Source organism: Geodermatophilus sp. SYSU D00814, from assembly GCF_054050055.1.
In genome coordinates this window covers 39,183-50,161 of record NZ_JBJGYP010000005.1, presented here as the reverse complement: position 1 = coordinate 50,161, position 10,979 = coordinate 39,183, and the positions used below count along the sequence as shown (strand labels likewise).

The following is a 10,979-nucleotide window of genomic DNA, read 5'->3' as shown; positions in this document are numbered from 1 at the left end:
ACGGTGCGTCCCGGGCCGCGTCTCAGGCCACGTCGTCCCGGCCGGCGAGCCGGTCGACCCAGCGGTCCACCGGGCGGGGCTGCTCGCCGGGGGCCAGGGGCTCGGCCGGGGCGAGCACCCACAGCACCGCGTAGAGCACCAGGCCGACGCCGCCGGCGAGGGTGAGGGCCACGAAGGCGGCCCGCCAGATCACCGCGTCGACGCCGGTGTAGTCGGCCAGGCCGGTGCTGACGCCGCCGAGCATCGCGCCGGAGCGGGTGCGCCGCAGCTGGGGACGGGGGGTGGTGGGGATCGATGTCATGGCACAGAGCCTCCCGGCCGCCGGGTCCGCGGGGTATCCGGAGACGCCCGGACCCGTCCCTGGTCCTGCGGCTCGGGGGATCCCCGGGCGGTGTGTCGGGGGACGGCGTGCCGGGTGGCGGGAGTGGGCAGACTCCCGGGCATGGCTGACGCGAGCGACGGGGCCCCGGCGCAGCGCGCGGGCGTCGACGCCCGCTCCCCGCACCACATCCCGCTCCGGGAGTGGGGGCACGTCCTCGGCCGGGCCGCCCGGCAGGCGTTCGGCGAGCGGCTGATGGTGCAGGTCTCGGCGGTCGCCTTCTTCGCCCTGCTGTCGATCGCCCCGGTGCTGGTGACGGCGCTGTCGATCTACGGCGCGGTCAACACCCCGGAGCAGGCCCTCGACCAGCTGTCGGACATGGCCGCGGTGCTGCCCGACGACCTCGAACCCCTCGTCGCCGACCAGCTCACCAGCATCACCACCGCGTCGGGTCAGGTGCTCACCTGGCGCGGCATCAGCGGGCTGGTGGCGGCGCTGTGGACGGCGACGACCGCCGCCACCTACCTCGTCGACGCGCTCACCCTGGCCTACGACGAGAGGGAGACCCGCGGCTTCCTCCGGCGCAGCGGGCTCGGCCTGGCCGTCGTGCTCGGCGGGGCGGCGCTGCTGGGCGGGGTGATCGCCGGCGCTGCCCTCCTGTCGTCGGCGGTGGCCGCGGCACCGGGCCCGGTCCGCGCCCTCGAGCCGGTGCTGACCTGGGCCGCCCTGGCCGCGCTCGTGGTCCTCGTGCTCGCCGTCCTCTACCGGGTCGGGCCCGACCGGCGGCAGGCCCGCTGGCGCTGGATCAGCGGCGGCGCGGTGCTCACCACGGTCCTGTGGCTGGCGACGTCGGCCGGCCTGTTCGCCTACGTGCAGAGCCTCGGGGACTACACGGCCACCTACGGCTCCCTGGCCGGCGTCGCGATCAGCATGGTGTGGCTGTGGCTCACCGTGTTCCTGGTCGTCCTGGGCGCGACGGTGAACGCCGAGGCCGAGCGGCAGACCGAGCGCGACTCGACCGTCGGGCCCGAGCGGCCGCGCGGCGAGCGGGGCGCGGTGGTGGCCGACGACGCCCCGCCCTTCCGCGGCGAGCCCTGAGCGGCCCGGTCGGGCCCCGGCGTCCCCCGGGGCTGCCGGGTGGGCAGTCGCGGTCGGCGACACGCGCCGCCACGCCGCGCCGGGCGGCACGGACTGCGCACTCGGCGGCCTGCGCACTCGGCGGCGCGGACGGGCCGACCGGTCAGGCGCCGGCCACCCGCGGCGCCACCTCGGTGCCCAGCAGCTCGATGCCGCGCAGCAGGTCGGCGTGCGCCAGCCGCGGGTTGGTCATCTGGATCGACACCCGGTCGACGCCGCCGAGCTGCCCGGAGATGCGCACCAGCTTCTCGGCCACGGTGTCGGGGTCGCCGGTGAAGAAGGCGCCGTCCGGGCCGCTGGTGGCGTCGAACTGCGCGCGGCTGGGCGGCGGGAAGCCGCGCTCCCGGGAGACCTTGGTGAACATCTCGTGCCAGCCGGGGTAGATCGTGTCGGCCGCGGCCTGCGTGGTCTCGGCGACGAAGCCGAACACGTGCAGGCCCACCCGCAGCCGCTCCGGCGGGTGCCCGGCCTGCTCCCCGGCCTGGCGGTAGAGGTCGACCAGGGGCGCGAACTGCCGGGGCTGGCCGCCGATGATCGCGACCATCAGCGGCAGGCCGAGCAGCCCGGCGCGGACGAAGGACGTCGGGGTGCCGCCCACGCCGATCCAGACCGGCAGCGGGTCCTGCAGCGGCCGCGGGTAGACGCCCTGCCCGGTGAGGGCCGGGCGGTGCCGGCCCGACCAGGTCACCCGCTCCGAGGCCCGGATGCGCAGCAGCAGGTCGAGCTTCTCGTCGAAGAGCTCGTCGTAGTCGGCCAGCGACAGGCCGAACAGCGGGAACGCCTCGGTGAAGGAACCGCGCCCCACGACGAGGTCGATGCGGCCCCGGCTGATCAGGTCCAGGGTGGCGAACTGCTGGAACACCCGGACCGGGTCGGCGGCCGAGAGGACCGTGACCGCGCTGTTCAGCCGGATCCGCGAGGTGCGGGCGGCCGCGGCGGCGAGGATGACCGGCGGAGCGGAGTCGTAGTACTCGGGACGATGGTGCTCACCGATGCCGAAGGAGTGCAGCCCCACCCGGTCGGCGGTCTCGATCTCCTCCAGCAGGTCGGCCATCCGCTCCTCCGGCCCGATGGCGCGGCCGGTGGCCGGGTCGGTCACCGCCGCCACGAAGCTGTCGATGCCCAGGTGCACGGCGGTCCTCCTGCAGTCGGAACGGGTGGTCGAGCGTTCAACGACCAGTGAACCAGCCGGGCGGTCCGGGCCGCCCGGCGCGGCGGGGACGACGACGCCCCTCCGGCCGCGGGGACCGGAGGGGCGTCGGGGCAGGAGGACTCAGGCGGCGCGCACGGGGCTGCCCGCCGCCGCGTCCTCCCCGCGGCGGGCGCGGAGGCCGGCGAGGTGCCAGGAGGTGCAGTCGGGGCAGCTGGCGATCCAGACGTGCCGGGGGTGACGGTGACAGACGGCGCGGTCGGCCATCGAGCTGCTCATGGCGGTCGTACTCCCTGCCGCCGGCGCTGCGGCGGCTCGTGACTCGTGGGACGGCTGGTGCAACGTCGCCATGCCACTCGCCCATCCGGGTGTGCGCGACGACACCATCGGGTGCTTCGGACCTGCACGTTCGGCAGAACGTGACGAGGACGACACCACTCTTTGGCGTCAGGGGGGCACCTCACCACACCGGAGAGTGCCGATCCTGGGCGCATGTCCGCTCGACTCGTCGCTGCCGGCACCGCCGCCGGCCAGCAGCCGTGGTCCCGGCCGGCTCCCGCGCAGGAGCAGCAGGCCGACTCCCCGTGGTGGCGTTCGGCCGTCGTCTACCAGGTCTACCTGCGCTCGTTCGCCGACGGCAACGGCGACGGCATCGGTGACCTGGCGGGGCTGCGGGCGCGGCTGCCGTACCTGTCGTGGCTCGGCGTGGACGCGCTCTGGATCAACCCGCACTACCCCTCCGGCGGCGCCGACGGCGGCTACGACGTCGTCGACTACCGGGCCGTGGACCCCGAGTACGGCGACGTGTCCGACGTGGAGGCGCTGGTCGAGGACGCCCGCCGGCTCGGCCTGCGCGTGGTGCTCGACGTCGTCCCCAACCACACCTCCGACCGGCACCCCTGGTTCCGGGCGGCGCTGGCCGACCCCGACGCCCCCGAGGCCTCGCGGTACCACTTCGCGCCGCCGTCGGAGGAGCCGCCGAACAACTGGCGGTCGCTGTTCGGCGGCCCGGCGTGGTCGCGCACCCCGGACGGCCGCTGGTACCTGCACCTGTTCGCCCCCGAGCAGCCCGACCTCAACTGGCGCGACCCCGTCGTCGCCGAGGACTTCGAGCGGACGCTGCGCTTCTGGCTCGACCGCGGGGTGAGCGGCTTCCGGGTCGACGTCGCCTACGGCCTCTACAAGGACGCCGGCCTGCGGGACAACCCCGGCGAGTACTCCCCCACCCTGTTCGGCCACGGTCCCGAGCAGGCGATGACCTGGAACCAGCCCGAGGTGCACGACGTGTGGCGCCGCTGGCGGGCGATCTGCGACGAGTACCCGGACACCATGCTGGTGGGCGAGGTCTGCCTGGCCGACCTCGAGCAGGTCGCGCTGTACTCGCGGCCGGACGAGATGCACCAGTCGCTGTCGTTCCGGCTGCTCAAGTCGCGGTGGGAGACCCCCGCCTTCGCCGAGGCCATCGGCAGCGCGCTCGACGCCTTCGGCCGGGTGGGCGCCCCGGTGTCGTGGGTGCTGGGCAACCACGACAAGGACCGCATGGTCACCCGCTTCGGCGGCGGGGAGACCGGCCTGGCCCGCGCCCGCGCCGCCGCGCTGCTGCTGCTGGCCCTGCCCGGCTCGGCCTACGTCTACGCCGGCGACGAGCTCGGCCTGCCGCAGGCCCACGTGCCCGACGAGGCCAAGCGGGACCCGATCTTCCTGCGCAGCAACGGCGCACGGGCCGGCCGCGACGGCTGCCGCGTGCCCATGCCGTGGAACGCCACCGCCGGCGTCGGCTTCTCCCGCGACCGCTCGGCCAAGCCGTGGCTGCCGGTGCCCGCGGAGTGGAAGCGGCACGCCGTCTCCCGGCAGACCCGCGACTCCGACTCGGTGCTGCACCTCTACCGCCAGGCGCTCTCCGTCCGCGCCGAGCACCCCGCGCTGGGCACCGGCGAGGCGACGGTGAGCACCCGCGGCGACGTGCTGACCGTGCGCTGCACCGGCGGCGGCCGCACGGTGCGCTGCGTGGTCAACATGGGCACCGGCACCGCGCTGGTCCGCTCGCGCGGGCAGGTGCTGCTCGAGTCCGGCCCCGGCGTGCACACCTCGGCCCGCTCCGTGGCGCTCCCGCCCGACACCGCCGTCTGGATCGCTGAAGACTGACGGGGTGCCTCCCCGTCGCTGCCCCTGCGGATCCGGACTCACCTACGCGGAGTGCTGCGGCCGCCTCCACGACGGGACGGCGGCCGCGGCGACCGCCGAGCAGCTCATGCGCTCGCGCTACAGCGCCTTCGCCGTCGGCGACCCGGCGTACCTGCTGGCCACGTGGGACCCGGCCACCCGGCCGCGCACGCTCGAGCTGGACCCGGACGTGCGCTGGACCGGGCTGGAGGTGCTGGGGACGACCGGCGGCGGGCTGTTCGACGCCGAGGGCACCGTGACCTTCCGCGCGCACGCCCGCGCCGGCGGTGAGCAGCACGTGCAGGCCGAGCGCAGCCGGTTCCGCCGGGTCGACGGCCGCTGGGTGTACGTCGACGGCGACCCGGCGTGAGCCTCGACGTCCTGGTGGCGGGCGCGGGTCCCGCCGGCCTGTCCGCCGCGGCGAGCTGCGCCGCGGCGGGCCTGCGGACGGCGCTGGTCGCGCCGTCGCTGCGCGTCTGGCCGGCCACCTACTGCCTGTGGGCCGACGAGTTCGACGCCGCCGCCGGCCCGCTCGGCCTGGACCCGGCCGCCGCCGCGGCTCGGTACTCCCCCACCGTCGTGCGCACCGCGGCCGGGGGCGAGCGGCGGCTGGCGCGCGGCTACGCGCGGCTGCGCAACGACGTCGTGCACGCCGCGCTGCTGGAGCGGTTCCGCGCGTCCGGCGGGACGGTGGTCCCCGACCGGGTGACGGCGGTCGCCGGGCGGACCGCCGTCCTCGCCGGCGGGGCGGGCCTGACCGCGCGGGTGGTCCTCGACGCCCGCGGCAGCGGCCCGGGGACGGCGCAGCAGCGGGCCTGGGGCGAGGTGGTCGCCGGCCCCGTCCCCGACCTGGTGCCGCCCGGGGGCGCGCTGCTCATGGACTGGACGGCGCTGGCCGCCCCCGGCGCACAGCCGGCCTTCCTCTACGGCCTGCCCCTCGACGACGGCACGGTGCTGCTGGAGGCCACCTCGCTGGCCGCCCGGCCGCCGCTGCCGCTGCCCGGCCTGCGCGACCGGCTGGCCGCCCTGCTCGCCGCGCGCGGCCTGCGCCCGGCCGGGGCGGCCGAGCGGGTGGCCATCCCCCTCGACGGCGCGCCGCGCGGCGCCGGGACGGCCACCCGCCTGGGCGCCGCCGCCGGGCTGGTGCACCCGGCCACCGGCTACAGCGTGGCCTCGTCGCTGCGGCTGGGGCCGCAGGTGGCCGCGGCGCTGGCGGCGGGCCGCGACCCGCACGCGGTCGTGCGCGCCGCGCGGCCCCGGACGAGCGCGGCGCTGCTGGCGCTGGGCCGCGAGGTGCTGCTGCCCCTGGACGCCGCCGCCACCGACGCCTTCTTCGCCGCGTTCTTCACGCTGCCCGAGCGGGCGTGGCGTGCCTACCTCGACGTCGGGTCGCCGTCGCCGGCCGTGGCGGCGGCGATGGCGCGGGTGTTCGCCGCGCTGTCCCCCGCCCAGCGCGCGCGACTGCTGGGCGGGGTGGCCCGGGGGGCGCTGCGGCTCACGCGGGCGTGGGCGGCGGGGTCGGGTCGATGACGGCGGCGTGCTCGGGCAGCACGCCGGTCCGCTTGCGCTGGCGCAGCAGGTACCAGGCCAGCCCGACGGCGACGATCGCGCCGATGAACAGCGGCGCGGCCCACTGCAGGTACCAGTGCTGCGGGCCGGTGGCGTTGTAGATCTCGCGCCGCGGCCAGGCCAGGTTCACCGCCATGCCGGTGCCCCACGCGACGGCGAGCACGTTGACCGGCAGCCCCCAGCGGCCGAGGGAGAACCGGCCGGGCTGCGCCGGGCCCGGCCAGCGGCCGCGCAGCCGCGCCACCAGCATCGGGCCGGTCACCAGCAGGTAGGCGAGGTAGATCATCACCACGGCCATGCTGGTCAGGGCGGTGAACACCTGCGGTTGCCGGACGTTGAGCAGCAGCACGCCGACCGCCAGCGCCCCGACCAGGACGGCGGGCACGACCGGCGTGCGGCGCCGCGGGTCGACGTGGGCCAGCCGCATGCCGACCGGCAGGGCGTTGTCGCGGGCCATGGCGAAGGTCATCCGGATGGCCGCGGTGTGCACCGCCAGGCAGCAGACGGTGACCGCGACGACGATGCAGACGAGGAACACCTTGCCCAGCCCCGTGCCGGCCACCGAGAGCAGGACGTACTGCAGGCCGCCGCTGCTCGAGGACAGCTGGGGGTCGGTGAGCGAGGGGGCGGCCATCAGGCCGAAGAGGAGGATCAGCCCGCCCAGCACGAACGACGCCGTGATCGCCCGCAGGATCGCCCGCGGCGCGGTGCGGGAGGGCTCCTTGGTCTCCTCGCCGAGGGAGCTGGCGGTGTCGAAGCCGTACATGACGTAGCCCGAGGCGAGCGCCGCGACGAGGAAGGCGCCGAGGTAGCCCAGCGGCTGCCCCTCGCCGCGGCCGCCGGTGTCGAGCAGGACGTCCTGCGGCCCGCGGGTGACCGCCAGGGCCAGCACGACGACGATCAGCACCGCCGCGACCAGCTCGATGAACACCCCGGCGCTGTTGATCCGCGACATCAGCCGCACGCCGAAGGCGTTGACCAGCGTGGTGGACGTGATGAGCAGCCCGCCCAGCAGGACGGCGTTGACGGCGACGTCGTAGGTGCCGGTGCCGTCGCCGACCACCTGGAAGCCCGACCACAGCTGCGGCAGCGTGATCTGGTAGGCCAGCGCCGTCGCCGCCAGCGTCACGATCGAGGCGGTGAGCATCACCCAGCCGGCCAGCCACGACGTCGTCGCGCTGCCCAGCCGCTTGGTCCAGTTGTAGAGCGACCCGGCCACCGGGTAGCGGGCGGCGAGCTCGGCGAAGCACAGCGCCACCATCAGCTGGCCGGCGAAGACCAGCGGCCAGGACCACACGTAGGCCGGCCCGCCGGCGCCGAAGCCGAAGTAGAACAGCTGGAACGTGCCGGTGAGGATCGAGATGTAGCTGACGCCGGCCGCGAAGCTGGAGAACCGCCCGATGCTGCGGTCCAGGTGCTGCCGGTAGCCGAACTCCGCGAGGTGCGGGTCGCCGTCGTCCGAGGGGGGCACGTCGAGGGGCCTTTCCGGGAGTGGGGTGCTGGGGCCGCACCACTGTCGCCGACGGCACGGACCGTGGCGAGCCGGGGACACCGGCCCGGAGGGGTCGCGCCGGGCTACCCTCCCCGCCGATGAGCGCCTCCCCGCCCGGCACCGGCTCCCTGGCCGGGCTGCTGCGGCGGTGGCGGGAGCGGGCGGCGCTCAGCCAGGAGGAACTCGCCGCCCGGGCGGGGCTGACCGCCAAGGCGGTGAGCGCGCTGGAGCGCGGGGAGCGGCGCCGGCCCTACCCGCACACCCTGCGCGCGCTGGCCGACGCCCTGGGCCTCGACGACGCCGACCGCGCGGCGCTGACCGCGGCCGCCCGGCCCGGCGCCACGACCGACGGGCCGCCCGCGCCGGTCCCGGTGCTGCCGCTGCCGGCCGCGCCGCTGGTCGGCCGGGACGCCGAGCTCGCCGAGGTCGCCGGGCTGCTGCGGTCGGGCGCGACCCGGCTGCTGACGCTCACAGGCCCCGGCGGCGTCGGCAAGACGACGCTCGCGCTGGCCGCGGCGCGGGCGCTGGCACCGGACTTCCCCGACGGCGTCACGCTGGTCGAGCTCGCGCCGGTGCGCGAGGCCCGGCTGGTGCTGCCCGAGCTCGCCCGCGCGCTCGGCGGCCGGCAGCTGGCCGGCGACGTCGCCGACGCCGTCGCCGCGCGGCTGGGCGGGCGCCGGCACCTGGTCGTGCTGGACAACGTCGAGCACGTCCTCGACGCCGCCCCCGCCGTCGCCGCGCTGCTGGCCCGCTGCGGCGGGCTGGCCGTCCTGGCCACCAGCCGTGCCGCGCTGCGGGTGCGCGCCGAGCGCGAGCGGCCGCTGGGCCCGCTGCCGGTGCCGGAGCGCCCGGACGCCGCGACGGTGGCCGCCTCGCCCGCCGCGCGGCTGTTCCTCGACCGGGCGGCCGCCGCCGGCCGCACGGTCGCCCTCGACGACGCCGCGGCCGACGTCGCGGCGATCTGCCGCCGCCTCGACGGGCTGCCGCTGGCCCTCGAGCTCGCCGCGGCTCACGCCCGCTACCTGCCGCCGTCGGCGCTGCTCGGCCGGCTCGACGACGCCCTCGGCGCCGGGCGCTCCCGGGACCTGCCCGAGCGGCAGCGCACGATGCGCGCGGCGTTGGACTGGAGCCACGAGCTGCTCACCGCGGCCGAGCAGGCGCTGCTGCGCCGGCTGGCGGTGTTCGCCGGCGGGTTCGACCTCGACGCCGCGCGGGCGGTCGCCGGCGGCGCCGACGTCGTCCCGCAGCTCGGCGGGCTGGTCGAGCAGTCGCTGGTGGTCGTCGAGGACGGACCGGCCGCCCGCTACCGGCTGCTGGAGCCGGTGCGCCAGTACGCCGCGACGCGGCTGGCCGCCTCCGGCGAGGCCGACGCCGTCGCCGAGCGGGCCACCGCGGCGGTGCTCGACCTCGCCGACGGCGCCCGGGGCGGGCTGACCGGTCCCGGGCAGGGGGCCTGGCTCGACCGGCTCGAGCGCGACCACGGCAACCTCGCCGCCGCGCTGGGCCGGCTGGTGGCCGCCGGGCGCGCGGCCGACGTCGCCCGGCTGACCGAGGCGACCTGGCTGTACTGGGCGGTGCGCGGCAACGCCGCCGAGGGGCTGGGCTGGGTGGCGCGGGTGTCCCGGGACGGGCTGGCCCCCGCCGACGACGCCCGGCTGCTGCTGGGCCTGGCCGCGCTGCGCTACGCGTCGGGAGACATCCCGGGGACCCGCGCCGCCGCCGACGACGCCGCCCGGCTGGCCGCCGTCGCCAGCGCCGGTGACCTCCGGGCCCTGGCGCTGGTGCTCACCGGCTCGGCCGCCGTCTTCCTCGGCGACCTGCCGGCCGCCGCCGGTGACCTCGGTGAGGCGCTGCGGCTGGCGGAGGAGACCGGGCAGCCCTGGGCGCGGGCGCACGCGGTGACCGCCCGGGGTCAGCTGCTGCTGCAGTCCGGCGACCACGCCGCAGGAGCCGCCGAGCTCGCCGTCGCCGAGCGGCTGGCGCGGGAGCTGGGCAGCCCGTTCACCCTGGCGACGGTGCTCAACGTGCAGGCCTCGCTCGCGCAGCTGGCCGGCGACGAGGACACCGCGCTGGCCCGGTGGACCGAGGCCGCCGACCTCGCCGCGGAGGTCCGCACCACCTGGACGCTGGCGTACACGCTGCCGGGCCTCGCCGTCGTCGCCGCCCGGCGCGGGTCGCCGGAGCTGGCCGCCCGGCTGTTCGCGGCGGGCTCGGCGACGGCGGAGGCGGCGTCGGTGGCGGTGGCGTTCCCGCCCGACGTCGAGCTGGCCCGGCTGGTGCTGCCGGAGGTGCGCGCCACGCTGGGCGAGGAGGCGTTCGGGCGGGCCTGGGACGCCGGCCGGCTGCTGCGCCCCGGCGACGTCCCGGCCCTGGCCCGGCAGATCGGCCCGGCGGTCAGCGGGTCCCGCGCACCCGGCTGACGTAGCGGCGGTACTGCCGGGCGAAGACCGTGCGCAGCAGCACGCGGACGGGGAACGGGACGACGTGCAGCATCATCTGCCGCTCCTCGGGACTGCACTCCTCGAGCAGCGCGCCGAAGAGGATCGGCAGGTCCTTCGTGGCCATCGTGCCCTCGCCGTGCTGGCCGAGCCGGGCCCACTCCTCCTGCGTCACGTGCCGCTCGGCCAGCGGGAGGATCTCGCGCTCCTCCTCCGCGAGGTGCTCGAGCAGGACGGCGCGCAGCGCGTCGAGGGTGCCGGCGACCTCCTCGGCCACGGCCGGCCGGGCCTCGACCTCCCAGCGGTCCAGGGCCGGGCCGAGCTGCTCGGTGAGGTGCTCGACCTGCTCGTGCTGGGCCTCCATGCGGTGGACGACCGCGGCGTCGGGCGGGCAGCGCTCGAGCAGCTTGGGCCAGAGGAGGTCGTCCTCGCCGGTGTGGTGGAGGTGCAGCCCCTGCAGCACGAGGCGGGCGTGGGCGGCGAGGACGGCGGCGCGGTCGGTGTCGCCCGGCGCGACGGCGCGGATCAGCTCCGGCAGCAGCCGGAACTCGCGGCGGAAGGCGCGGTGGACGACGTACATGTCGCGGACGTCGGCCATCGGGACGGGGGTGGGGAGGGTGTCGGTCATGGCAGCGAGCCTGTCGGCGCCCCGCGGCACGGGACACCCACAGCGCACCCACGCCTCGCCCACACTCCGGGACAGCCCAGTCT

10 protein-coding genes are annotated in these 10,979 nt (G+C 77.2%); 5 read left to right on the top strand and 5 right to left on the bottom strand.

The genetic code is table 11. The annotated features are described in order from the left end of the window. Window positions 1-22 precede the first annotated feature (22 nt). On the bottom strand, window positions 23-301 hold the full coding sequence (locus ACI780_RS05075; protein ID WP_456868761.1) for a PspC domain-containing protein: 279 nt from the start codon (window positions 299-301) through the stop codon (window positions 23-25). A 141-nt stretch (window positions 302-442) separates the two neighbouring features. On the opposite strand from ACI780_RS05075, the gene ACI780_RS05070 reads away from it, so the two are divergent. Beyond that, complete coding sequence (locus ACI780_RS05070) at window positions 443-1,417, top strand: YihY/virulence factor BrkB family protein (RefSeq protein ID WP_456868762.1); 975 nt, start codon at window positions 443-445, stop codon at window positions 1,415-1,417. Window positions 1,418-1,559: 142 nt separating this feature from the next. On the opposite strand, the gene ACI780_RS05065 is transcribed toward ACI780_RS05070, so the two are convergent. Continuing rightward, window positions 1,560-2,588: an LLM class flavin-dependent oxidoreductase gene (locus ACI780_RS05065; protein ID WP_456868763.1), complete on the bottom strand. Its 1,029-nt coding sequence runs from the start codon at window positions 2,586-2,588 to the stop codon at window positions 1,560-1,562. Between the two features lie 141 nt (window positions 2,589-2,729). Beyond that, complete coding sequence (locus ACI780_RS05060; RefSeq protein WP_176449906.1) at window positions 2,730-2,885, bottom strand: hypothetical protein; 156 nt, start codon at window positions 2,883-2,885, stop codon at window positions 2,730-2,732. 213 nt (window positions 2,886-3,098) lie between these two features. Between ACI780_RS05060 and ACI780_RS05055 the strand changes: the two genes are divergently transcribed. The 3 genes from ACI780_RS05055 to ACI780_RS05045 are packed head-to-tail and all read left to right on the top strand — an operon-like array spanning window position 3,099 to window position 6,299. Beyond that, entirely contained in the window at window positions 3,099-4,751 is a 1,653-nt protein-coding gene (locus ACI780_RS05055) for a glycoside hydrolase family 13 protein (RefSeq protein WP_457001204.1), read from the top strand. Between the two features lie 4 nt (window positions 4,752-4,755). Beyond that, the gene (locus ACI780_RS05050) at window positions 4,756-5,139 is read left to right on the top strand and encodes a YchJ family protein (RefSeq protein WP_457001202.1); all 384 of its coding nucleotides are present in this window, start codon (window positions 4,756-4,758) and stop codon (window positions 5,137-5,139) included. Next, entirely contained in the window at window positions 5,136-6,299 is a 1,164-nt protein-coding gene (locus ACI780_RS05045; RefSeq protein ID WP_457001200.1) for a lycopene cyclase family protein, read from the top strand. Before ACI780_RS05050 ends, ACI780_RS05045 begins: the two co-directional genes overlap by 4 nt. On the opposite strand, the gene ACI780_RS05040 is transcribed toward ACI780_RS05045, so the two are convergent. Beyond that, window positions 6,265-7,809: an APC family permease gene (locus ACI780_RS05040; protein WP_457001198.1), complete on the bottom strand. Its 1,545-nt coding sequence runs from the start codon at window positions 7,807-7,809 to the stop codon at window positions 6,265-6,267. The two genes, ACI780_RS05045 and ACI780_RS05040, sit on opposite strands and share 35 nt — an antisense overlap. 119 nt (window positions 7,810-7,928) lie before the next feature. Here ACI780_RS05040 and ACI780_RS05035 point away from each other — a divergent pair, with 119 nt between their 5' ends. Then, window positions 7,929-10,250: an ATP-binding protein gene (locus ACI780_RS05035; protein WP_457001196.1), complete on the top strand. Its 2,322-nt coding sequence runs from the start codon at window positions 7,929-7,931 to the stop codon at window positions 10,248-10,250. Here ACI780_RS05035 and ACI780_RS05030 read toward each other — a convergent pair. Beyond that, on the bottom strand, window positions 10,225-10,896 hold the full coding sequence (locus tag ACI780_RS05030) for a hemerythrin domain-containing protein (RefSeq protein WP_457001194.1): 672 nt from the start codon (window positions 10,894-10,896) through the stop codon (window positions 10,225-10,227). The genes ACI780_RS05035 and ACI780_RS05030 overlap by 26 nt on opposite strands. Window positions 10,897-10,979 lie beyond the last annotated feature (83 nt).

Coding starts and splice junctions, on each gene's coding strand:
- ACI780_RS05075 (WP_456868761.1), bottom strand. CDS start 301: ATGACATCGATCCCCACCACCCCCCGTCCCCAGCTGCGGCGCACCCGC.
- ACI780_RS05070 (WP_456868762.1), top strand. CDS start 443: ATGGCTGACGCGAGCGACGGGGCCCCGGCGCAGCGCGCGGGCGTCGAC.
- ACI780_RS05060 (WP_176449906.1), bottom strand. CDS start 2,885: ATGAGCAGCTCGATGGCCGACCGCGCCGTCTGTCACCGTCACCCCCGG.
- ACI780_RS05055 (WP_457001204.1), top strand. CDS start 3,099: ATGTCCGCTCGACTCGTCGCTGCCGGCACCGCCGCCGGCCAGCAGCCG.
- ACI780_RS05035 (WP_457001196.1), top strand. CDS start 7,929: ATGAGCGCCTCCCCGCCCGGCACCGGCTCCCTGGCCGGGCTGCTGCGG.
- ACI780_RS05030 (WP_457001194.1), bottom strand. CDS start 10,896: ATGACCGACACCCTCCCCACCCCCGTCCCGATGGCCGACGTCCGCGAC.